Annotated in this window: 19 protein-coding genes and 1 CRISPR repeat array (1 of these 20 running past the window's edge); of the genes, 4 read left to right on the top strand and 15 right to left on the bottom strand. The window is 45.2% G+C overall.

Annotated elements, in window-relative coordinates; all coding sequences use genetic code 11:
* Window positions 1-1,159: a CRISPR direct-repeat array (repeat unit 36 nt; unit sequence GTCTTAATCCCTTCTAAATCAGGGCTACATTCAAAC) (it extends 225 nt beyond the left edge of the window).
* Between the two features lie 180 nt (window positions 1,160-1,339).
* The 7 genes from cas6 to Q0230_RS09410 all read right to left on the bottom strand — a co-directional run bounded on the left by cas6 (window position 1,340) and on the right by Q0230_RS09410 (window position 10,535).
* Window positions 1,340-2,296, bottom strand: coding sequence for a CRISPR system precrRNA processing endoribonuclease RAMP protein Cas6 (cas6, locus tag Q0230_RS09440; RefSeq protein WP_298609725.1), 957 nt, complete (start codon window positions 2,294-2,296; stop codon window positions 1,340-1,342).
* Window positions 2,297-2,491: 195 nt separating this feature from the next.
* Window positions 2,492-4,666 carry a malate synthase G gene (locus Q0230_RS09435; protein ID WP_298609724.1) on the bottom strand — a complete coding sequence of 725 codons (2,175 nt, stop codon included), beginning with the start codon at window positions 4,664-4,666 and terminating at the stop codon, window positions 2,492-2,494.
* Window positions 4,667-4,810: 144 nt separating this feature from the next.
* Window positions 4,811-5,065 carry a YkgJ family cysteine cluster protein gene (locus Q0230_RS09430; protein ID WP_298609723.1) on the bottom strand — a complete coding sequence of 85 codons (255 nt, stop codon included), beginning with the start codon at window positions 5,063-5,065 and terminating at the stop codon, window positions 4,811-4,813.
* The gene (locus Q0230_RS09425) at window positions 5,065-6,429 is read right to left on the bottom strand and encodes a cytochrome P450 (RefSeq protein ID WP_298609722.1); all 1,365 of its coding nucleotides are present in this window, start codon (window positions 6,427-6,429) and stop codon (window positions 5,065-5,067) included. The genes Q0230_RS09430 and Q0230_RS09425 overlap by 1 nt, the downstream gene beginning before the upstream one ends.
* A gap of 165 nt (window positions 6,430-6,594) precedes the next feature.
* A complete protein-coding gene (locus Q0230_RS09420; RefSeq protein ID WP_298609721.1) occupies window positions 6,595-7,428 on the bottom strand; it encodes a DUF2189 domain-containing protein in 834 nt (277 codons plus the stop codon).
* Window positions 7,429-7,550: 122 nt separating this feature from the next.
* Window positions 7,551-8,300: a pseudouridine synthase gene (locus Q0230_RS09415; RefSeq protein WP_298609720.1), complete on the bottom strand. Its 750-nt coding sequence runs from the start codon at window positions 8,298-8,300 to the stop codon at window positions 7,551-7,553.
* Between the two features lie 3 nt (window positions 8,301-8,303).
* Entirely contained in the window at window positions 8,304-10,535 is a 2,232-nt protein-coding gene (locus Q0230_RS09410) for a patatin-like phospholipase family protein (RefSeq protein WP_298609719.1), read from the bottom strand.
* A gap of 118 nt (window positions 10,536-10,653) precedes the next feature.
* Between Q0230_RS09410 and Q0230_RS09405 the strand changes: the two genes are divergently transcribed.
* Together Q0230_RS09405 and nadA are read left to right on the top strand one after the other, a co-directional pair.
* Window positions 10,654-11,823: a PilT/PilU family type 4a pilus ATPase gene (locus Q0230_RS09405; protein WP_298609718.1), complete on the top strand. Its 1,170-nt coding sequence runs from the start codon at window positions 10,654-10,656 to the stop codon at window positions 11,821-11,823.
* Between the two features lie 131 nt (window positions 11,824-11,954).
* The gene (gene nadA / locus Q0230_RS09400) at window positions 11,955-13,007 is read left to right on the top strand and encodes a quinolinate synthase NadA (protein WP_298609717.1); all 1,053 of its coding nucleotides are present in this window, start codon (window positions 11,955-11,957) and stop codon (window positions 13,005-13,007) included.
* A gap of 1 nt (window position 13,008) precedes the next feature.
* Here the strand turns inward: nadA and Q0230_RS09395 are convergent, their stop codons facing one another.
* The 4 genes from Q0230_RS09395 to Q0230_RS09380 form a co-directional block, all read right to left on the bottom strand.
* Window positions 13,009-14,049, bottom strand: coding sequence for an FAD-binding oxidoreductase (locus tag Q0230_RS09395; protein WP_298609716.1), 1,041 nt, complete (start codon window positions 14,047-14,049; stop codon window positions 13,009-13,011).
* A gap of 56 nt (window positions 14,050-14,105) precedes the next feature.
* Complete coding sequence (locus Q0230_RS09390; RefSeq protein WP_298609715.1) at window positions 14,106-14,534, bottom strand: hypothetical protein; 429 nt, start codon at window positions 14,532-14,534, stop codon at window positions 14,106-14,108.
* An 82-nt stretch (window positions 14,535-14,616) separates the two neighbouring features.
* Window positions 14,617-15,489 carry a hypothetical protein gene (locus Q0230_RS09385; protein ID WP_298609714.1) on the bottom strand — a complete coding sequence of 291 codons (873 nt, stop codon included), beginning with the start codon at window positions 15,487-15,489 and terminating at the stop codon, window positions 14,617-14,619.
* Window positions 15,490-16,065, bottom strand: coding sequence for a LemA family protein (locus tag Q0230_RS09380; RefSeq protein ID WP_298609713.1), 576 nt, complete (start codon window positions 16,063-16,065; stop codon window positions 15,490-15,492).
* Window positions 16,066-16,317: 252 nt separating this feature from the next.
* On the opposite strand from Q0230_RS09380, the gene Q0230_RS09375 reads away from it, so the two are divergent.
* Window positions 16,318-18,033 (top strand): SUMF1/EgtB/PvdO family nonheme iron enzyme, encoded by a 1,716-nt coding sequence (locus tag Q0230_RS09375; protein WP_298609712.1) that lies wholly within the window; start codon window positions 16,318-16,320, stop codon window positions 18,031-18,033.
* Window positions 18,034-18,049: 16 nt separating this feature from the next.
* Here the strand turns inward: Q0230_RS09375 and Q0230_RS09370 are convergent, their stop codons facing one another.
* A complete protein-coding gene (locus tag Q0230_RS09370) occupies window positions 18,050-19,639 on the bottom strand; it encodes a peptide chain release factor 3 (protein WP_298609711.1) in 1,590 nt (529 codons plus the stop codon).
* A gap of 195 nt (window positions 19,640-19,834) precedes the next feature.
* Between Q0230_RS09370 and Q0230_RS09365 the strand changes: the two genes are divergently transcribed.
* Window positions 19,835-19,972 carry a hypothetical protein gene (locus Q0230_RS09365; RefSeq protein ID WP_298609710.1) on the top strand — a complete coding sequence of 46 codons (138 nt, stop codon included), beginning with the start codon at window positions 19,835-19,837 and terminating at the stop codon, window positions 19,970-19,972.
* A gap of 248 nt (window positions 19,973-20,220) precedes the next feature.
* On the opposite strand, the gene Q0230_RS09360 is transcribed toward Q0230_RS09365, so the two are convergent.
* The 3 genes from Q0230_RS09360 to Q0230_RS09350 all read right to left on the bottom strand — a co-directional run bounded on the left by Q0230_RS09360 (window position 20,221) and on the right by Q0230_RS09350 (window position 24,337).
* Window positions 20,221-20,775, bottom strand: coding sequence for a Uma2 family endonuclease (locus Q0230_RS09360; RefSeq protein ID WP_298609709.1), 555 nt, complete (start codon window positions 20,773-20,775; stop codon window positions 20,221-20,223).
* 39 nt (window positions 20,776-20,814) lie between these two features.
* Window positions 20,815-21,078, bottom strand: coding sequence for a helix-turn-helix domain-containing protein (locus tag Q0230_RS09355; RefSeq protein ID WP_298609708.1), 264 nt, complete (start codon window positions 21,076-21,078; stop codon window positions 20,815-20,817).
* 106 nt (window positions 21,079-21,184) lie between these two features.
* Window positions 21,185-24,337 carry an efflux RND transporter permease subunit gene (locus tag Q0230_RS09350; RefSeq protein WP_298609707.1) on the bottom strand — a complete coding sequence of 1,051 codons (3,153 nt, stop codon included), beginning with the start codon at window positions 24,335-24,337 and terminating at the stop codon, window positions 21,185-21,187.
* Between the last annotated feature and the right edge of the window lie 2 nt (window positions 24,338-24,339).

The following is a 24,339-nucleotide window of genomic DNA, read 5'->3' as shown; positions in this document are numbered from 1 at the left end:
TAAATCAGGGCTACATTCAAACCGCTCCGGTAAGTTGAGTGCTGGCATTGATATTAAAGTCTTAATCCCTTCTAAATCAGGGCTACATTCAAACTTTATCGTTGGGCGGAGATAAAGAACAGGCCGGTGTCTTAATCCCTTCTAAATCAGGGCTACATTCAAACATCTGAACTTTAACAAATAAACAAACGAGTACCGGGTCTTAATCCCTTCTAAATCAGGGCTACATTCAAACGGAGTAATAAATTAAACCTAACGCTGCAAACCACAGTCTTAATCCCTTCTAAATCAGGGCTACATTCAAACTATTTTAAAAATCTAAATAGTCGCGGGCTTGGCAGGTCTTAATCCCTTCTAAATCAGGGCTACATTCAAACAGGTAGCAAAGGGTAGGTATGGCACATGCCAACGGTCTTAATCCCTTCTAAATCAGGGCTACATTCAAACAATCGGCTGGTTGTAGGTTCAAATCCTACCTGATGTCTTAATCCCTTCTAAATCAGGGCTACATTCAAACGCCCCTAGAGGGCAGGCGCTTGAGTACGCCCCACGTCTTAATCCCTTCTAAATCAGGGCTACATTCAAACGTTTTCTAAATGAAAAAGATTATAAATTTTATCAGGGTCTTAATCCCTTCTAAATCAGGGCTACATTCAAACGACATATATCACGTTTAAATAGATTATTGGGTAATCGTCTTAATCCCTTCTAAATCAGGGCTACATTCAAACAAAAGATGTTAGTAAAAAGCAAAAGGTAATAGATGTCTTAATCCCTTCTAAATCAGGGCTACATTCAAACCTTAAAAAGCACCCAGATGTCGTTGCTTATGGCGACAAAGTCTTAATCCCTTCTAAATCAGGGCTACATTCAAACAATAGGCGCAAGTTTATTGTGTGCACAATTAAACAGTCTTAATCCCTTCTAAATCAGGGCTACATTCAAACCAATTAAAAAAAGACAAATATAACAAGTTTTATGTAGGTCTTAATCCCTTCTAAATCAGGGCTACATTCAAACGATAGCTTAAAAGCTATTGCATTATCTAATAGTTGTCTTAATCCCTTCTAAATCAGGGCTACATTCAAACATATCACACACGAACACATCAAACAAGGTGGGTGTCTTAATCCCTTCTAAATCAGGGCTACATTCAAACGGCTAGCGTCAAAAAATCCTTTAAAATCAATAACTTGCAAAGGCCCTTAGCAGAAAAACAGCTGTATAAAAAGTTTGCATGAGAAATTTTTAAGCAATACATAAAAATCCAGCTCGAATGACCACTAAATGCTTCAATAAACGACCAACACCACACAGTGTAGCACCCCAGAAACAGCGGTCAAGCAATGACCTGCAATTCATACTCACCTTGCCCCATTACGGTCCCTTTTCCCGTATGTACCCATTGACCCCACCACAACCACGGCCAAAAACTTTGCCAAGCCTCACCCGCCAAACTAAATTCACCGAGCAACCCATCCATCGCAATCAAACCTTGCTGGCGGCTCGAATAACGTGTCCACGCAAATCCGCGTAACTCAGTCTCATAAGCCGTTAATTGTCTTGCTGCGGTACTAAACGCCTTAAAATCAAGCTCTAAGCGAGTCTGAGCATGATAAGCACTTAACAACGACAAACGTCGCAATAAACCCATCAAAAACCCAGCCAAATCAAAAATAGCGTCATTCATTAAACGCCCACCATGCACGCCTCGAAAGGGAGTTTTGAATCTTAAAGTGATATGTTCAGGGGCATTCGGCAAAGCAGGAATTACGGTATCAAGCGCTTGCAAACCTTCTGCTTTGCCAGTTTCATAAATACAAGCCCAACTGTCAGCGCCCAAGCTAGTTTCCTGCCAGACTTTCAGCACTTCATAGCGACCTAATTTTGTCCCGACCCCACGTTGCCCCATCTGTTGAATACTATGAATAAAATACGGCAGTTGCTGAATCGCCTGCCCGATTAAACTTAACTGAATCCGCAGACGATCCCCGGCTTGATACTGCTGCCCAGAAGTGGCTAAGGGATGTAAAATAAAAGGATGCGGTGCAGCATTGCCTTTACTTAACAAAGGTTCTGCACCAGCGGGTGTTTCAAATACTTGGCTATATACACAACGACGCTGTAATAAACAGCCCGTACAATGTGGCTGGCCGGTCACACACACTGCCCGTTTTAACGCATTCCCAAACGCTCCACGCCAAGTCGAGCCGGCGTAAGGCGGAAAACTCAAGGCCGTGGAAGCGCGCAATTCAAATTGATAACGCGCAATCGGCAAATTTAAAGCCATCGTCATTCACTGCCCATCCCTAATCATGCTTCAAACACTCAAGAATAAGAGCATCTTTAAGGTTTTCTACGGGAGGGGTCAAGAATCACAAGCTTGTTAAAATCAACCAAACCTACTAAGCAGCCACAAAAAAGCCGCTCTAACCGCGGCTTCTTCTTTATACCCCTCTCCTTAAGGGAGAGGCGTTGGGGTGAGGGCAACTTAAAAAAACAATTTCACCTTCGCTTCCTGACGATATTTATGCAGTAAAGGCTCAGTATAACCATTCGGTTGTTCACGGCCTTTAAACACTAAATCGCAAGCCGCTTTAAAGGCGACACTCTTTTCAAAGTTGCCAGACATTTTGGTATAAGTCGGATCATTAGCATTTTGTGCATCAACTTTAGCCGCCATTTGTTTGAAAGCCTCCATAATTTGCGCTTCGGTACAAATACCATGATAGAGCCAGTTACACATATGTTGGCTGGAAATACGCAAGGTTGCACGATCTTCCATTAAACCCACATCATTAATATCCGGCACTTTCGAGCAGCCCACGCCTTGATTAACCCAACGCACCACATAACCCAAAATACCTTGGGCATTATTTTCCAATTCTTGCTGGATTTCTGCCGCGCTCCAATTTGGATTATTCGCCACCGGCACAGTTAAAATATCATCCACATTCGCACGCTGGCGGCTCTTGAGTTCATCTTGACGCTTGAACACATCAACTTGGTGATAATGCAGGGCGTGTAAAGTGGCGGCAGTAGGTGATGGAACCCAAGCAGTATTCGCGCCCGCCAGCGGATGACCGATTTTGGTGGTTAGCATATTGGCCATTTGATCAGGAATCGCCCACATGCCTTTACCGATTTGCGCACGCCCTTGCAAGCCACAAGCCAAACCAATATCTACGTTCGAATCTTCATAGGCTTTGATCCATGCAGCGGCTTTCATATCGCCTTTGCGAATCATTGCGCCCGCTTCCATCGAAGTGTGGATTTCGTCGCCGGTTCTGTCCAAGAAGCCGGTATTGATGAATACCACACGCTCTTTCGCCGCACGAATACATTCTTTTAAATTGATAGTCGTGCGACGTTCTTCGTCCATGATGCCAACTTTTAGCGTATTGCGCGTCAAACCCAAAGCATCTTCAATCCGTTCGAATAAGGTATTGGTGAAGGCGACTTCTTCAGGACCATGCATTTTCGGCTTGACGATATAGACTGAGCCAGTACGAGTGTTTTTCGCGCTGGTATTGCCCTTGAGATTATGTATCGCAATCATCGAGGTCAAATAGCCATCCATGATGCCTTCAGGAATTTCCTTGCCGTCTTTGTCGAGAATCGCTGGATTAGTCATCAAATGACCCACATTGCGCACAAATAATAAGCTACGCCCGTGTAAACTGAGCTTGCCGCCATGCGCAGCGGTATATTCCCGATCGGGATTCATTGCGCGGGTGAAAGTTTTGCCGCCTTTGCTGACTTCTTCTTGCAAATCGCCCTTCATTAAACCGAGCCAGTTGCTATAAATCAGCACTTTGTCCACATCATCCACCGCAGCGACCGAATCTTCGCAGTCCATAATCGTGGTCAGCGCCGATTCCAGCAGAATATCATTCACGCCTGCTGTATCACTGCTACCAATCGTGCCGGTGCGATTGATTTGAATTTCAAAATGCAAGCCATTGTTTTTCAATAAAACTGCACTTGGATTGGCTGCTTCGCCCTTGTAACCAACCAATTTCTCAGGCTGTTTTAAACCAAGTGTTGAGCCATCTTTTAGGGTAACTTGCAAAGCACCATTCGCTACCGTGTAGCTCGTAGCATCCTGATGCGAACCAGAGGCTAAAGGTGCAGCTTCATCCAAGAACTTACGCGCAAATTCAATGACCTTAGCACCGCGCACTGGATTATAAGCTTTGCCCGCCGCTGCACCATCGCTCGAAGGAATCGCGTCTGTGCCATACAACGCATCATACAAACTACCCCAACGGGCATTCGCCGCATTCAAGGCGAAACGCGCATTCATCACCGGTACAACCAATTGCGGGCCTGCGGTGGTGGCAATTTCGGTATCGACGTTTTCAGTGCTAATGGAAAAATCCGCACCTTCGGGCAATAAATAGCCGATTTCTTGTAAGAAAGCTTTATAAGCTGCGAAATCAAACTGGCCTTTATTCGCCACATGCCAAGCATCAATTTTAGCTTGCAGCGCATCACGCTTAGCCAGCAATTCACGATTACGTGGCGCTAGCTCATTCACGATTTGTTCCAGCCCAGCCCAAAACGCCGCAGGCTCCACTCCCGTTCCGGGCAACGCTTGCTGATTGACGAAATTATGCAGAAGTGTGGAAACCTGCAAACTACCGAGCTGGATTCTGTCCGTCATGATGAGCTAATTCCTTAAAGATTTAGAGAAAGATGTCGACATTCGGTTATAGCTTAAAGTAAGCAGTGGCTAAAATTGGAATTCTCAATAATGAATATTGGATTAATAAAATTAATCTATTAATTTGATTTTAAAGTAATTTATCTAAGAGGAGGTGACTTGTTCTAGCCAAAAAAGATGGGCTAAAGCTTGTTTTTGATTTTCGCCACACATTTCAGATGTCGGCATCAAGCTCGAACAGACCTGGGGACGAGCTGCATCCCCGAATAGTTCGCAACGCAGCTCGGTGCTTAAATGCAAGCAAGCGACTCCACTCGCCTTACCTTTAGGATGTTTTGGAGTGGGCGAGCTAATGGAAGGGGCAATGCAGCAGGCTGCACAGCCCAGACGACAATCCATTAGCGGCGTTCCAGCTTCATTTCTAAAGCACCGCGTGGACGTAAAGTGAGGCGACACTCGTGTGTAATCGCAGTACCTTGCGGTAAAGTCAGGCGGAAGTGCTGGGCTAAAATCGAGATAGCCAATACCGCTTCCACCAGGCCAAACATTTTGCCAATACAGACCCGTGGCCCCACACTAAAGGGTAGATACAAGAATTTATCAGGGCGTTTATTCACATCCATAAAGCGCTCAGGAATAAAAGCATCGGGCTGCTCCCAATAATCTTTATGCCGATGCAGTAACCAAGGTACGACCAGCATAATTGAGCCAGCTGGAATCTTGCGCCGCCGAATCACATCCTCGTCTTTAGCTTGACGTGACAGAATCGGCACGGGTGGATAGAGGCGCATAGTTTCTTCAAATACTGCACGGGTATAAGGCAAATTCGGTACATCATCATAAGTCGGCAAACGCCCCGCAAGTACCCGATCAATTTCAGCATGCATTTTTGCTTCGACTTCAGGGGCTTGTGAGAGTAAATACCAAACCCAAGACAGTGCATTCGCAGTCGTTTCGTGCCCTGCCATAAACAACACAATTAATTCATTACGAATCCCTTCTCGGGAAATCGCTGCGCCTTTGGTGCGTTGATTAGCCGCCAGTAGTTCATTTAATAAAGTATGTTCGTAACCACCTTGTTCGCCTTTAGCAATCACATGATCGACAATCGCATGGATACGTTTAGCAGAGCTTTTCGCAGCCGCCATTTTTAAACTGCCAAGCGGAATCCACTCAGGCAAGCCTAAGAAATTAGTGACGTGAATCTGCTCAATCGCCGCTTGATATTCAGCAAACGCATTAATAACGGCTGCGGCATCCTCCCCTAAACGTGCACCAAATAGAGTACGTGCAATAATTTCTGAAGTGAGTTGCCCCATCGCTGAAAGTACACTGACTTTAGAACCAGCAGGTAAGCTAGCCCATTGCTCGCGCATCTCTACCGAGGTATCAACCATCACTTGGCTATACGCTTGAATATGTGTGGTGTCGAATAAGCCATTTTGTAGCAAACGCCGATTTTTCCACAGTTCACCATCGCTAATGAATAAGCCATCACCTAGGAGTGGTTCAAGCGCTTTACGCATCTGCGGGCTTTTGCTTTCGTAATTGTCTTTTTGCGTAACGAACACGTATTTGACGAGTTCGGGTGTATTCGCAATAAAAATCGAGCGGTTTAAGATGCGCCGACTCATGAATTGATAACGGAAAGAGTCTTCGCTCCAGAAAGACAATAAATCGCGCTTGGCACTTAACAGAGTGGCAATACCACCCAGAGCAGAGGCATGGCGTTTAGGGTAAGGCGGAACAAAAGTAGTGCGCATTTTTATTAGCAAAGTGGCTCAAAATAGGCCAGCACTATAGCACAGCTCAGAAAAAGCACTGGTAACCTTTGTCAGGTTACCAGTAAATAACAGTAAGTAAGGAAATGAAATGGGATCAAAATGAGTGTTACTAGTTCTGTCGTAGCAACTTAGCTTTCGGTTCAATCAACGAATACTAGCATCTTTCGCAATGAGATCACGATAAGCATGCCAACTCGCATGAGCCACTAAAGGCATTACAATAATTAAACCTAAATTAAAAGTTGCTAAGCCTAAACCAATAATCAGGGTAATCGTGATTGCCCATAAAAACATGGTTTTAGGGTTAGTCATACATACCCGGATACTGGTCGCAATCGCAGTCATTAAGTCTGCTTTACGCTCAATCAAAGTCGGCACAGTGACCACACCTGTAACGAATGCAACTAAGGCAAATAGGAAGCCCACACCTAGGAAGCTTAAGCCGAATAAAAAGCTATTATTCATGTGCATCAAGCCATCCCACAATGCTGCATAGCCAGTCATGTTACTTAAAGAACCAATATTATTGAAAAACAAGGCAATCATCATCGCTGAGGCAGGCACCCATAATAGCATCAGGAAACTCACAGTTAATGCATATAAACCTAAACCCAAGGCATTGTGACGAATTGCCCCTAGAGAGGCACCAAAGTCGATTTTTTTGCCTTGCTCACGTTGCCAACTGAGAACATATAAACCTAAGGCTAAGAAAGGGCCGACTAAGAAGAAACCACTGGTGAAAGCTACTGCAAAGCCAGGATGGGCAGCAGAAAACATACTTAGAATAATGCCGGCAATGGCAAAAAAAGCCCCATAAAACAGGCTAGCCGCTGGATTAGCTTGGATATCTTCCCAACCACGTTTCAACCAACGGGGAATGGCAGAGGCGTCCACTTGTTGCACAGGGTAACTTTTGAACAAGTCGCCGACCTGTGGCGCCGGTGAGGCTGTGGTTGGTCTACTGATGAATTGCTCCATGTTTACTCTCCTTAAACAAAGCCCAAACAGTCTTGACTAATCGATCTACAGCATTGACTTTTACAATACCTGACACTTTTAGTCAGGAATAGGCTAAGTATAGACAAGCTTAGAAAAATTGCTCAACTAACCCCAGAAAATACATGGGACTTTAGGGGAGGGAGTGGAGGCTCTTGAGACGCAAACACTAATTCGATTTCTGTACTCGCCAACAAGCGCCAATCACCTGCCTGTAGCCTAGGATCTAACTGCAAACCACCAATCTGTTCACGATGCAAAGTTATCACACGATTTCCGACCGCGGCCAACATGCGTTTAACTTGATGATATTTACCTTCATGAATCGTCAAGCGCACTTGTTGCTTAGGGAGAATTTCGATTTTAGTGGCTGCCACTACCTGAGTCTCACCGTGCAAGAGTACGCCCTGTAAGAGTTGTTGAGCTGCTAGCTGGCTTAAAGGTTCGGCAAGTTGGGCCAGATATACTTTCGGCACATGCTGGCGTGGTGTGGTAATCCGATGTGACCATTGCCCATCATTAGTGAGTAATAATAAGCCTGTCGTATCTTTATCTAAGCGCCCCACCGGATGCAATAAACGTGCATGTGGATGCTTGATTAAGTCTAAGACAGTGCGCTGACTCGGGTCTTCTGTCGCACTAATTACTCCCAAAGGCTTATGTAAGATCAGATAAAGTAAACCCGGTAAGCTCAGTGGTTCGTCATCATAAGTTACGTTTGCGTCCGCAGTTATATTGGTAGGTGCTTTGGTCACTACGGTTTGGTTGACGCTAATGAAGCCCGCACGAATGAGCTTTTGTGCTTCATTACGCGAAATCTGCAGAGCTTGGCTAACAAATTGGTCAAGGCGCATGGTTTAGAAACTACGCCCTACATGCATATAAATATTTGAGTCATAGCCCTCTGTATGCCCCACTCCTATGAATGCAGGCCCAATGGGACTATCCATGCCTACAAATAAGCTACCCGATAACAGCAAACTGCCCCAGCTGACATCTTCAGCCTTATCCCAAGTATTGCCTAACTCTAAAGAGCCACCGGCATATACTTTTGCAACCCCCGGATAATCCGCTAGTTCGTACATATAAGTCCCACGACCTAGTGCCGCATGATTACCACGTAATTGATTGGGTGATAAACCTGAGAGGCTATTGTAGCCACCTAAAGTAATTTGCTCAGTGATGAAGGTGTTATCGCGGAAAGTACTCGCCACTTGGCCTTTTAACGTAACGCGGTGTTTGCCTTCCGTCCAAATTTTGCCACTCGCAAGTTTCAGACGATCAAACTCCACATCCGCACCAATGGCTTTAAAGCCATGTACATATTCGGCTTGTAACCACTCGCCACGATTTGGAAAATCAGCATCATTTAGTGTATCCGTATTATAAGCTAGCTCAAGACCTGCAATCTGTAAGGATTCACCCGGAAAAGTGAGTTTACCAGTCTTAATATCAGGGGTGAGGTTCCGATAAATCGCACCTGCACTCACTTCACTGGCGGTACCCACATCGGCTCGCCAATTGGCTTCGACACCGGTTTCACCCAAACGTACTTCAGCAGAGCGATCTTTACCCACATACTCATAAAAGTCTTGGCGATCATGCCAAGCACGCGCATCAATAAAAGCGCCTTGGCGATCATTCAGTGGATGTAACACCTGAGCTTCTGCATGCAAACGGTCGCCGACGATCAAGCTATTCCGTAATTCCGTACCGGCTCTAGTTGCACCTTTAATAATATGCCTAACACCCAATTGATAGCTGGCATCCCCTTCAAAATTATCATCTAAAGTAAAGCCAAAACGTAAACGCTGATCCCCTGTGGAGCGCTGGCGAGCGGTCACATGTAAATCGTATAAGTCTTTACCTGCAGGCGTTAGGCTGTAGTCGACAATATCGAAATAGCCTAAACCATGTACATTATCTAAACCACGCTGTAATTGCTCGATATTTAAAGCATCGCCTGCTTTAATCCCTAAGCGCTTGAGGAGGATAGCGTCTTTGAGACTTGAGTCATTTTCTAAAATGATTTTAGCTACCCGCCCATCACGAATCCCTTGTTCTTCTTGCTCATTCGCATTGCGTTTGGCTAGTTGTGTTGCTTGGTAATTGGGCGCATAAGCTGCTAGACGTTTAATCCCACCTAGCTGTGCACGTGCTGCTTGCTCACCAATCGGGATGGTTTCACTCACCCGATTAAAGGAGAGAGAGCCAATATCTTGTAGGTCAGGCACAATCACAATATTGGGGGCATTTAGACCTTTTAGCTGCGGCAAACTGTTTTTAGCCGTGAGGAATTGCATAGCTTGCAAGGTGACTGCCACTGCAGAATTCAGTTGCTCACGCTTTTCAAACTTATAAGGCAAACTGACTACAATCAGAATATCTGCCCCCATTTGTTTAGCCACATCTACAGGCACGTTGTTGGATACAAAGCCATCGACTAACACATGATTATCAATCGTAATCGGTGAGAAGAAGCCCGGAATCGACATACTGGCACGCACGGCTGTAGCTAAATTGCCTTTGCGCAACACAACCTGTTCGCCGGTTTCAATATCGGTAGCAACCGCACGAAAAGGGATGGGTAAGCGATCAAAATCCTCAACTTGAGCCACGCGTTCTAATAAGCGTCGTAGTTCAAACATTAGTTTTTGCCCACTGACTAGACCATCAGGCAGTTTTAAGGATCTATCTTTAATCCCAACTTCACCTGTATTAAAAAACCCCGCATTATCACGCTTGAGTTGGAAGCTTTGCATTTCCCGCGCTTGTTGATCGTCAAATAAACCCGGCCAATCTAATTCTTTAACGACTTTTTCTAGCTCATCTGCTTTATAACCGGCAGCATATAAACTACCGACAATCGCACCCATACTAGTGCCCGCAATTACGTCAATGGGTACGCCTTGCTCTTCTAAAACCTTCAAAACTCCCACATGCGCAACCCCTGCAGCACCGCCTCCGCCTAATACTAAACCGATGCGTGGACGTTGTTTGCTGGTTGGAATAGCCGCTGCAGCATTGGATGAAAAGCTAGCCAAAAGACTGAGGCTCAGAACAAAGGCAAGTAGTTTAGTAAAACGCATAATTTTAGACCCTGAATAACTGCGTAAAGTATAGGTGTCCAGACGAGCTGAACTCAACTTTAGGGGAATTACTGATACAATAAGTTTGTACGAATTATAAAAATAAGAGATCACCCAGATGGCATTAAAAGATTATTTACGCATTCTTGCGACTCGTGATGGCTCGGATTTATATCTCACGGCTGATGCACCGCCTGCTGCTAAATTCCAAGGTACGCTCAAACCCTTAGCCCGTGAACGTTTAACGCCGGAAGAGGTGCATACAATGGCTTATGAGTTGATGGATGCGGATCAGCGCCATCAATTTGAGCACAAGCCGGAAATGAATCTGGCTATTAGTGAGGAAGGCATTGGACGCTTTCGGGTGAATATTTTCAAGCAACGCCATAAAGTAGCGATGGTGATTCGGAATATTAAAACTGAAATTCCAGACGCGAATAAAATTGGCCTGCCTGAAGTCTTAAAAAACGTCATTATGGAAAAGCGTGGTTTGGTTCTATTTGTAGGCGGGACTGGCTCTGGTAAATCGACTTCACTCGCGGCTTTGATTGATTATCGCAATCGCAATTCAGATGGGCATATCATCACCATCGAGGATCCAATCGAATATGTGCACCCACACCGTAAATCGATTATTAGTCAGCGTGAAGTGGGGGTGGATACCGACAGTTATGAAGATGCTTTAAAAAACACCCTGCGCCAAGCACCCGATGTGATTCTGATTGGGGAAATTCGTACTCGTGAAACCATGGAGCATGCGCTTGCTTTCGCTGAAACCGGCCATTTATGCTTATCTACCCTGCACGCGAATAGCGCGAATCAAGCTCTTGATCGGATTATTAACTTCTTCCCTGAGGAACGTCATCACCAGCTCTTACAAGACTTATCGCTTAATCTAAAAGCCTTTATTTCGCAACGTTTGATTCCTACGATTGATGGTAAACGTACTGCTGCGATTGAGATTTTGTTAGGTACACCCATCGTGCGTGACTTGATTATGAAAGGTGAAGTCGGCGCGATTAAGGAAATTATGGAAAAATCCGAGCAACAAGGGATGCAGACCTTCGATGGGCATTTATATCGCCTGTATCGTGAGAAAAAAATCAGTTTAGAAGAAGCTTTGCGCAATGCGGATTCTGCTAGCAACTTAAAACTGCGAATTAATCTTTCGCCGGATGATGCCGTTCAAACTAAAGGTGAGGCTATCAAACCGGCGGGGCACTTATCTGCACTGGATGGTTTATCCTTGGAGCCAAAAGCAGAAGAAGTGGAAGAAGAAGCCTTCTAAGTTTCCAGACTTTAATCTAAGCCTAAGATCTGCTTAGGCTTAAAAAACCTAGCGAGTGGGATAAACTTGAATCCTAATCGGTTCTAGCCCATGCTTAAGACTTATTGCGATTGCTGAATAAAGAGTTCGCCATGACTGCCAAAACACCCACTGTTCCTTTAATTAAAATTCCGATTACGGCTCAGGTTGAGTCCCTACGTCCGCATTATACGCCTGAACAAAAAGTTGAAATTAAAGCCAAAATTGCCCAAAAGCTTAAAGAGCAGGATGCGGTCTTGGTTGCGCATTATTATGTTGATCAAGACTTACAAGAGCTCGCCGATGAAACCGGTGGTTATGTCTCTGATTCTTTAGATATGGCGCGTTTTGGAAATGAGCATCCCGCTAAAACCCTGATTGTCGCTGGTGTGCGCTTCATGGGCGAGACCGCTAAAATTCTAAATCCTGAAAAGCGCGTACTCATGCCCACTTTAGAGGCAGAGTGTTCCTTAGATTTAGAATGCCCTGCTGAACCATTTTATAAATTCTGCGATGAGCATCCGGATCGCACCGTAGTGGTTTATTCCAATACGAGTGCTGCCGTCAAAGCGCGTGCTGATTATGTAGTGACTTCCAGTATTGCAGTCGAGTTAATTTCTTGGCTGGATGAACAAGGCAAGAAAATTCTCTGGGCACCTGATCGGCATTTAGGTCGGTATATCCAACAAGTGACGGGCGCAGATATGCTGCTGTGGCAGGGTGCTTGTATTGTGCATGATGAATTCAAGCATTTAGCTTTAGCCGACATGAAGGAAAAATATCCAGATGCGGGGGTTTTAGTGCACCCTGAATCACCTGAAAAAGTGATTAAGCTTGCTGATGCGGTGGGTTCTACCACTCAACTGATTAAAGCGGCGCAAACTTTGCCAAATAAACGTTTCATTGTGGCAACCGATAGCGGCATTTTCTACAAAATGCAGAAAGCTGCACCGGATAAAGAGTTTATTGCTGCACCGACGATGGGTGAGGGGGCAACTTGTAAAAGCTGTGCGCACTGCCCGTGGATGGCGATGAATGGCTTACATAATCTCTTGCAGGTCTTGGAAACAGGCAAAAACGAGATTTTCGTGGATGAAGACATCAGGGTGAAGGCCTTACGCTCCACCCAGCGCATGCTCGATTTTGCCAAGATGCGACGCGGCTAATTTAAGCTAGTACTTGTGCGACCAAAGCACGTACTGAGCCTAAACCTGTCGCAACCCCATTACTGCCGTGACCTGCATTAATATACAGGCCACGAACATCTGGGTGTTCACCCATGAAGGGTTCATCGTTCTCTGAGAAAGACAGTAAACTGCTCCAGTGATTATGAATGGGCAAGGCCTGCAGTTCAGGCATGAGCGTCCCCGCCACTTCACGTAATTCTTCCTGTGCCTGTTCACTCAATGATTTTTCCAAGCCTTGGGAAGAAAATACCGAGCCACACACAATCCGTCCATCTTTACGTGGGATCAGATAATAATTTTTGTGCACAATCATATGGGCTAGTGTCTGTTTCGGGGTGCGGAACATAATCGACTCTGCCAAGAGCGGACGTAGTTGCAGTTCGCTATCTTGAACTTCAGCAAATGCACTTGTCCAAGCACCTGCAGTCAAAATCACTTTATGCGCTTTAAATAAGTCATTGCCAATATAAACACCGCTAGCTTGACCATTCACAATATGTAATTGCTGTACAGCTTGATGTTGGCTCACCAAAAGGGGACGCATGCGTAACATCGCGCGTAAAGCCGCATTTAAACGGGGACTGCGAACTTGCGCCAACTCCGGAAAATACAGTGCTTGTTTGAAGGCTGAACCGAGGTACGGTTCACTAGTTTTAAGTGTATGGCCTTCTAGTAACTGGAGCTGATAGCCCCAAGTCTCAGCCCAAGCTTGCGCCGCTTGCTGTTGACTCGTATCGGTAATAACCAAACCTGACTGAATCCATTGCGGATCAATGCCCGTTTCTTGATATAGACGCTCACACAAAGCCGGATAATGCTTTTGGCTATCCTTTACTAAAGCACTCACAAACGCGCTGGTCTGCCAAGGGTATAAGGGCGTGATTAAACCACCCCCTGCCCAAGACGACTCTCGACCTAGTTCATTTTGGTCGACCAACATAACCTTCAGCCCTGCATCATGCAGGAATAAGGCGGTCAGCATGCCTTTTAGGCCGCCGCCTACAATGATGACATCTTTCATGCAAATCCTTCGGGGTTGACTGCGCGTAGTATATCAGCCCCGAGGCGACTATTTGATTAAAACAGCTTGAAAGGATGGTCGCGCGTTTGTTCGTTAGGTGTGCCCGGATTGGTAAACAGACTCGGATCAGGCATACCGGTTTGAGTGGTGGCTGTGCTAGCAGCTACGGTAGTTCCATCGGGTGCAGTGGTGGTTGCGACGGTATTTGTATTATTAGCCGCGGCACGTTTGCCTAAACCAAAAATATCTACTGCATTATCACTACTTTGCTCGGATAAGTTTTTAACTTGTGTAAACAGTGCAGGATCAGGCATGGGGGCTGCTTGTTTAACCGCAGTAGCTGGAGTAGCCACTGCTACTGTAGCAGGTGCTTTACTCGGGCCACCCATATTAAAGAAAGTTTGATCAATGGTGCTGGTATCCGCTTGAACTAAAGGGCTCAGTAACACGGCTAGTAGGGAAGAAGACAGCAATAATTTAGACATAATGGCTTACCTATTAAGCGAATTAAGGCGAAACGCCTATGAGGCTATTATACCGAGGAATTTATCCTGCAAGCCAATAAGCTTAAAGGCTTGCGCTATACACAATGGCCATTAGGCCTAACCAAGCGGCGCTATGCATCCACATGGCTCGTCGATAACGATGCGCTAAACGCGCTGGTGGCAAATTGGTAATCATAAATAAGCGTCCACCGCTTGGTTGCTCAATCACATGCGTACCTACGGCCGGTTGCTCATCCAGCAAATCTTCTTGGGCAACGCGCTCAGCAGTTTTACACACTTCTTGCCATTCCTCTTCATCCAAGCGCCCATTACCATTGGTGTCATAGGCTTCTAATAAAACTTTAGGTTTCAATTTCCAACGAGATAAAAGTTCGGCCATCCGATGGCGAATCGGCTGGTGATTATCCGCTTTAAGCGTGCGCATATCACCCAGGACATAAAGTTCTTGCCCCGGATAGATCGCATGCAGCCAATCTAAATAAGTATCTGCAGGGCTGGTAATAATTTCGGCTTGGCGCGGATAAAGCAGACAGCGTCCATGCCCATCATCGAGTACAAAAGGTTGATCTTCGATATAACCTGGAATCCACAAAGTAACGGGTAAATTCACCAAGCCGCGTACACTTTCGCCTGCGGGTAGCAATGCGCGCCCTCGCAAAGACACATAACCTTGGGCGCTATGGCTAATGAACGAATGCGGGGTATCCAACATTAAGCGATAGCGCTTAAAAAAACCAAGCGCAAACCATAGGTTAAAACAAGCAGGCAGTAATAACCAAATCGGCTTATTCAGCAGGATCAGATAGCAAAGCAACAACCATAGCGGCACAAATTTAAGTTGAGCTGCAAAGTTGAGTAGACCCGCCCGCCGTAACACCGAAGCAAACTGATTACGTGCGACCTGCTCCCAAGCAAAAACACCAATATTTTGCATTTAGGATTGGAAATGCGCAGCAACATCCACATCGGCTTTTTCTGCACTCGAAAAAGTCATTAAGCGATAAGGCTTAAAACTGAGCGGGCGCGCAATCAATAAGTCCGGAAATTGGTCAATACGGACATTATTAATCGTGGCAGCATCATTATAAAATTCACGCCGATCCGCGATGCTGTCCTCTAAACTGGTAATCCGTCGTTGTAACTGCAAAAAACCTTGGCTGGCTTTTAATTCGGGATAAGCCTCAGCCACCGCAAATAAATTACCTAGACCAATTCGTAATTGATCTTCTGCTGCCCCTAAAGCATTTAAGTCACCACTACTCATCGCGCTAGCGACCTTGCTACGCGCTTCAATCACCCGTTCTAAAGTGTCCTTTTCATATTTCATATGCTCTTTACAGACAGTAATGAGCTTGGGCAGCTCTTCATTGCGCTGCTTAAGGAGTACCGCAATATTACTCCAAGCTTTATCCGTATTATTTTTCAGCAGCACCAACTGGTTATACAGTGCGATACCCCAAACGGCAGCACCAACTAATAGCAAAGTAAAAATTAAGAGTCCGCTGGTCATAATATTTATTGTTATTCATGGGCTAGAAGGTTTAAGCCTAACAAATTTAAGCTTTGTTGAGTGAGAGAACCGACAATTGGTGGGCTGAGTTAAACTTAAACTAAACAAGCACCTGAAGTGAGTTGATAGCTCACTAAACACTTCATTAAATTATTGATGACTGCATCGAGACTGTTAAGTATGTCTACTAAATCGGTGAATAATTGGAAGCTAGGATCTAAAAGTAAAATTATTAACTTAGATGCTGATTGTATGGATTCGTTAGTCCTCAACCCAGTTACTATCCATCAAGTCATAAAGCAGGTGGTTACAGATCAAACACTGGCAGATACATTATTTTGGCAATTAGCGGGTGAACCCACTCAAGTGATTTGGTATAAGTGGCAGAGTCAACGCCGTTCTTGGCAAGAACATGCAGTAGCTTTATTTAAAACGTATACACGTCCTACTTGGGATAATTTTTGGCGAGAGAGTTCACCGACTGGCTGGTTTTGGAGTAGTTACTATTGGTCAGATAAGGCGCGACAAGATGCTCTGAATAATCCTTATAGCCTACTTAAACTCGCGGCTAAACCTTATTTTCTACCAATCATTAGCAAACTCTATCTGAAAAACCTCTCGATATTCAGCAAGGTAAGTCTGTTGTTAAAAGCCTTGGTAGATGAGTTACTAGCAGATACTTCTGAACGTACAGGGTTGTTAACTCATTTACAGCTATTGGCTTGGGAGGTAAAAACGACTAATCCTTTAAATGCTGAAGCAAGTTTAGACTTAGGCAAGGCGCTCACACTCATTCCTAAGAAGCATTTGGAGTTGGCGCGAGCTGTATGTTTAGTCAGCATGCATAACCAAACAATTAGGTTTAGTCATCCTTTATTTCTCGATTTCTTTATTGCTACTAGTTTTCAAGAGCAGCGTGCCCAAGGGCTGCAAGCGATCAAGCTATGGCCTAAATCATCTTGGTGGGAGGACTCAGGTTGGGAGACAGCCGTTAGTCTTGCTCTAGACTATGCAACCGACCCCAACGATTTGTTAGCTTGGCTTACATCAGTACAACCTGTTTTAGCTTATAAGTTAGCTAAACGAACTAACCTAGGAGCTGAAACTTTCTTTCTGCCTTATCAAGAAGGGTGGCAACAGGCTATTACCGATATTGAGCATTATCCCCATCCACACGAACGGCAGGCGTTGGGCTTATTGTTAGCAGATTTAGATTGGGATCATCGGTTTGGAATTGGCCTTGATGCCCAAGGTCTTCCTGCACTTGCTTGGATTGAGGTTCCCGCTGGTGAGTTTATCTATCAAGATGAAGAGCGACTTGACTTAGCTAGTTATCAAATTAGCCGTTATCTGATCACTAATCTTCAATACCAAAGTTTTGTGCAGGCAGCAGATGGCTATCAGGATGAACGTTGGTGGCAACAGCTTTTCAAGCCAGATGAGGAAGCCAGCCTCGACTGGAAAGAGGCTAACCGTCCAGCCGCGTCAATAACAGCCTATGAGGCCTTGGCTTTCTGTCGCTGGTTATCGTATAAAACCAAGCTGGCTATTCATTTGCCGACTGAGCAGCAATGGGAGAAAGCGGCTCGAGGCACTGAAGCACGCCTTTATCCTTGGGGCAATAGTTATCAAAGTGGTGCTGCAAATTTCCTTGAGAACGCCCGCTATGTTGCTCAAGTCATGGGGGGCAATGCCTTGGAGGCTAGTTCAGTGGTGGGTATTTACCCTCAAGGCCAATCGCCTTATGGCGTATTAGATATGGCAGGTAATCTTGCAGAATGGTGTTTGAGCCAAGATACAGGTTCAAGTGCGTTTAGTCAGGATAGGCATGCTGGGTTTGTTCAGCGGGGTGGTTCATATTTCGACGAGCCAAATCAAGTCGTTTTAACTACACGCGTGGTTACAAATGAGCCACATGAAGCTGGTTCTGACGTGGGGTTTAGAGTGTGTTGTTCTAAACCCAGGTAAGGTACTGGTTAGCGAGCTACCCCGCCACCCCATGCTCCCGCGTCGAATTAAACTTAATCTCCGGCCATTTTTCCTGCGCCATTTGCAAATTCACCCGCGTGGGCGCGATATAAACCAACTCACCGGCATGATCATAAGCCAAGTTTTGCGCAGCTTTGGTTTTGAACTCTTCAAATTTTTTCTCATTATCCGAGCTAACCCAACGCGCCGTGGTGACATTCACGCCTTCAAAAATCGCATCGACTTTATATTCATCTTTTAAGCGCTGCATGACCACATCAAATTGCAGCACACCTACCGCACCCAAGATCAGATCATTATTAATCAGCGGCTTAAATAATTGCGTAGCACCTTCTTCGCATAACTCCGCTAAGCCCTTTTGTAGCTGTTTCATTTTCAGCGGGTCTTTAAGCTGAGCACGGCGGAATAATTCGGGCGCGAAGTTAGGAATACCCGTGAATTGCAGGTTTTCGCCCATCGTAAAAGTATCACCGATACGAATGCTGCCGTGGTTATGAATGCCGATAATATCGCCCGGATAAGCGTCTTCCACATGCTCACGATCCGAAGCCATGAAAGTGAGCGCATCGGGGATTTTGACATCTTTGCCAATCCGCACGTGCTTAGCTTTCATACCTTTTTCAAACTTGCCCGAGCAAACCCGCAAGAAAGCAATTCGGTCACGGTGTTGCGGGTCCATATTCGCTTGAATTTTAAAGACGAACCCTGTGAAGTTTTCTTCATCAGCTTCGACTTTTCGGGAGGTAGTCGGGCGTGCTTGTGGTGCAGGCGCATTCGCGACGAAATCATCCAATAATTCGCGAATCCCGAAGCTATTTAAAGCCGTACCGAAATAAACAGGGGTAAGTTTGCCATCTAAATATTCTTGCAAATTGAATTCGTGACTCGCACCTTGTACCAATTCAATTTCATCACGCAATTCTTGTGCCTGCGAACCTAATTTTTCATCCAATTCTGGATTATCAATACCCTGAATTTCTTCATATTCTTGGCGGCGCTCGGTATCCGGTTTATATAAAATCACTTTGTCTTGATAAAGGTGATAAATCCCTTTTAAGCGTTTACCCATCCCAATCGGCCAAGTAATCGGTGCACATTTAATTTTTAAAACGGTTTCGACTTCATCGAGCAATTCAATCGGTTCTTTACCTTCACGGTCAAGCTTATTAATGAAAGTCATAATCGGTGTATCTCGAAGACGGCAGACCTCCATCAAATTAATCGTGCGTTCCTCAACCCCTTTGGCAACGTCGATGACCATCAAGGCAGAGTCAACCGCCGTCAACACTCGATAGGTATCCTCCGAGAAGTCTTCGTGGCCGGGGGTGTCAAGGAGATTGACAATATGATCTTTGTACGGGAACTGCATGACCGAGGAAGTAACCGAAATACCCCGTTCTTTCTCCATCGTCATCCAGTCAGAGGTTGCGTGCCGACCAGCTTTGCGCCCCTTAATTGTCCCCGCTAACTGAATCGCGCCCCCGAATAGCAGCACCTTTTCAGTCATGGTAGTTTTACCCGCATCAGGGTGGGAAATAATCGCGAAAGTGCGGCGGCGAGCGGTTTCGGTTAGGCGGTCGGTCATGATCTTGAGTCGTGCTAAGGTTTTGAAAGTGGGAGAGTATAGCGGAAAGTACAAAAAGGCGTAAGCAAGCCATTGACAAACTACCGCCCGACGGATTGCAGTAGCAAGCTATTATAGGTCAATTGTTCGACATACATGAGCAGGCAGCTACCTAAACCTTAAATAATAATAAAATCACAATAAAGGAATTCATTCATGAGCTTTTTAATTGAAGTAAAATTTAAAAATGGCAAAGTTCAAAAAGTCACTATTCGCGCAGATGTTGCAAGTGACGCTATAGCCCAGATCTATAGCCTGTATAATGATGTTGCGAGCTATAAATTCTTAAAGTAAATTTGGTAACTCTTATGACACTTATAAATGAAATAAGATGTGCAATTCAAGATGAAAGACTTGAGCCGATCTTTAGCCGAGATGAAGTGATAGCTATTGGTATTTCAGATAAACATCATAATCTATCAAATTATGATAAGAAAAATACTGGATCAAGTCATAACTACGCATTTCATGCATAACGCCTCTAGTCATTGAAAACCTCCCCTCCGCTAATACTATCGAGGGGCTGGAATAAGTTCAAACAACTATAACAAAACACTATCCACCATCACCTGCTTACCATTACCACACACAAACGCACTTCCCGCCTTCAAACTACGGTAGCTGGTATAACGCCCATTTTCCGGCTGTTGGAACACTTCAAGGCAATTTTCCTTGAGATTAACTAACCAATATTCAGGGATGCCATGGCTCGCATACGTGGTTGCCTTCAACCGATCATAAGCCAACGTACTGTTCGCCACTTCTACCACCAACGCCGCCGTTTGCGGATGAGCATAACGATAGTCCATGATGCCCCCCGTCACCACTACCACATCAGGCTCAGGTTCAGAGGCATCTCCCAATGCCAATGGCATTTGAATACGCACATGGTAGCCAGCCCCAAACAAATTACGAATATAATCTGCCATCACCTGAATAGACGTTGCGTGGTAACTACCCTGCGGGGACAGATCAATAATCTCACCATCAATCAATTCAAAACGTGCTTCAGGGTGAAATACCCCCGCCTCGACCATACGTTCGTATTCGGCGCGAGTCCAACGGTGTGGTTTTGCCAACAATACCGCGGATGACATGCGTATTGCCTCCTTTTAAAAATCATACCGACCTAATTATCATACGGAATCTTCATCCCAAGGAGCAATCTTGAACTCTATCCCCAAGGCTCGCATCACCTGCAACAGACTGCCAACTTGTACCGTATCCTTACCATGCTCAATCTTAGACAAAGTATCTTTTGCGACGCCACATAAAGAGGCTGCGTCATCAATACGCAAACCAGCTTGTGTGCGCCGCGCTTTTACATATTCCCCTAATAGTTGCATCGTGAGGAAATCATCCGTTTTAGGGGTGGGGAGAGGTTTGATTTTTCCGGCCATAGCACGCAGATTAATTCCCATTAATACAGGAATAATAGCATATGAATAGCTTTCAAGAGCGATTCTTCCTGTAGAAGTAGGAATAATTAGACTAAGCTACCATTAGCTAAAGATTCATCTCCAACCCTGCTTCAAGCTTTGGCATTTCCTCAAAGGCCTGTTTCCCCCGTGTCAACTTAAACCAAAGCGTATACAAAGCGGGTAAAAATAGCAGGGTCAACAAAGTGGCGCCCAATAACCCGCCCATAATCGCCACGGCCATCGGGCCAAAGAATACGCTTTTGGATAGTGGGATCATTGCTAAAATAGCGGCCATTGCGGTGAGCATAATCGGGCGGAAGCGCTTAACCGCAGCATCCACCACTGCTTGATGAGGGATCATACCATCTTCAATATTCCGGTCGATTTGATCCACTAAAATGACTGAGTTGCGCATAATCATGCCAGACAAGGCAATCGTGCCAAGCATCGCGACAAAGCCGAAAGGCTTGTTAAAGAGTAAGAGAAAAGCAGTGACGCCAATCAAGCCAAATGGTGCCGTTAATACCACCATGACGACTCGCTGGAAGCTTTGTAATTGCAGCATCAGAATCGTCAGGACAGTGATAATAAATAACGGCATCCCTGCGGCAATCGATGCGCCACCTTTAGCACTTTCTTCCACGCTGCCACCAATCGCGAAGCTATACCCTAAGGGTAAATTCTCGACAAATTTATCCTGATTGATTCTTGCCATGATTTCATTAGTGACGGTTGGTGCTTGTACAGTGCTATAAATATCGCCTTTGATGGTAATCGTTGGGACACGATTACGATGCCAGATTAAGCCTTCTTCTTGCACATTTTCTAAATGGGTAATTTGCGATAAAGGCACCGATTTGCCATTACTAGTGGGAATTGTGAGGGAGGCTAAAGCTTCAATATTATTCCGGTCACCTGTATCCCCACGCACCATCATCGGAATCGCCTGATCGCCTTGTAGAAATTCCCCAACAGTTGCACCTTGCAAAGTGCTCGACAGGACTTGGTTAATATCTGATTGAGTGACCCCTAAAGCGATGGCTTTGTCTGCATCCACTTTTAGTTGAATCGATTTGCGTAGTTCATTCCAATCTAAATGCACATTCCGTAAATTGGGATTCACCCGCATATAAGCGGCTGTTTGCTCTGCTAAACTGCGTAATTGCCATAAATCATCACCAGAAATGCGGAATTGCACCGGATAACCCACGGGAGGGCCATTTTCTAAACGTAATACCCGCCCGCGTAATTGGGAAAATTGCTCGCTATCCATTAAAGCAATTAGCTTGCTGCGTAAGGCTTCACGATCCGGAATTCTTTTAGTCGTAATAACAAATTGTGCAAAACTTGGGTTTGGTAATTGTTGATCGAGGGGTAAATAGAAGCGTGGTGAACCTGTGCCAACGTAACTCACAAAGTTTTCAATATGTTCGGTTTGCGTATTCAAATAGGCTTCCACGCGTTTGACATTTTGCGTAGTCGCTTCGATGGAAGCCCCCTCGGGCAATTTTAAGTCCACTAATAATTCTAAGCGGATAGAGTCGGGAAAGAACTGCTGTTGAACTAATTTAAATCCAACCACGGAGCTTGCGAACACTAATAGAGTAATCAGGATCACTGTTTTAGGGTAGTTCACACAGCGCGTAATCAGGCGGCGAAACCAGTTAGAAAATCCATCGGTTAGCTTATGTTCAAAGCTTTGAATTTTCCCAAACAAGCCCGTCTTTTTGTTTTGCTCGCGCTCGCTATGTGGAGTAATTTTAAGTAAGTGATAGCCCAGCCACGGCACAATAATCACCGCTGCAAACCAAGACAAAATCAGCGCAATTGAGACGACTTCAAAAATAGCGCGTGTATATTCGCCGGTTGCGGACTTAGCGGTAGCAATTGGCAAGAAGCCTGCTACGGTGACAAAAGTCCCTGACAACATCGGAAAGGCGGTTGTGCTATATGCAAAGCTGGCGGCACTTAAGCGATCAAAACCTTCTTCCAATTTCCGAGCCATCATTTCAACCGCAATAATGGCATCATCAACTAATAATCCCAGTGCTAAGATCAGCGAGCCTAAGGATATTTTGTGTAAGCCAATATTGAATAGGAACATGCAGAAAAACGTACCCGCTAACACCAACGGAATCGAGAAAGCCACGACCGTTCCAGCCCGCAAACCTAAGCTTAAGAAGCTCACCCCAAGTACAATTACTACCGCTTCAAACACGGATTGAGTAAATTCATTAATCGAGTCTTTAACGGCCACAGGCTGATTATTCACATCATGAATATCCATCCCAATCGGTAATTGGTTTTGAATACGCTGCATAGTAGCTTCGAGGTTTTTGCCTAACTGAATAATATCGCCACCTTGTTGCATGGATACACCAATCCCTAAAGAGGGCTTGCCCATATACCGAAATTCTTCGGTCGGTGGGTCGTTATAGCCACGGGTCACTTCAGCGACATCCCGTAGTTTTAGAGTTTGAGTGCCAATCTGCAAGGGTAGGTTGCGAATACTGTCTACATCAGTAAATCGACCCGTGGGATTAACAATAATTCGGTCACTACTCAGCTCATATTCGCCTGTTGCGACCACGGCATTTTGCTTGGCTAAAGTGGTTTGTAGCTGTTGGAGGGTGATGCCAAGGTTAGCGGCTTTGGCATTACTTAATTGAATATAAACCCGCTCAGGCTGTTCACCAACGAGTAGCACTTTAGCGACAGACGGGACACGTAATAACTCCTTGCGGATTTGATCGGCAGCATCCCGTAGTTGTGCCATACTGAAGCCATCGCCGGATAAAGAATAAATATTGCCGAAAGTATCGCCAAACTCATCATTAAAAAAAGGCCCTTGCACACCTTGAGGTAGGCTAGTTTTAATATCTTGTACACGCTTGCGCACTTGATAAAACATCTCGGGCATATATTTGGATTCAGCACTATCCCGTCCAATCACCATAATATTGGCACTGGCAGGCATCGAGTAACTACGTACATCAGAAACGTAAGGCGTTTCCAGAATGACTTTTTCAATCCGATTGACTACTTCTTTCTCGACTTCTAAAGCACTTGCGCCCGGCCAACGCACTTGCACTAACATGACTTTGAAGGTGAAGGGCGGGTCTTCTGCTTGCCCGAGTTTGGTATAGCCCCAAATCCCTAAAATAATGATCAAGACGAAAAAATACAGAACTAGATTCTGATGCTTGAGTGCCCAGCTAGATAAATTGGTTTTGCGCATGG

The sequence above is a fragment of the uncultured Thiothrix sp. genome (assembly GCF_937876535.1).
Taxonomy (GTDB): Bacteria; Pseudomonadota; Gammaproteobacteria; order Thiotrichales; family Thiotrichaceae; genus Thiolinea.
This window is presented reverse-complemented; position numbering and strand designations above follow the sequence as displayed.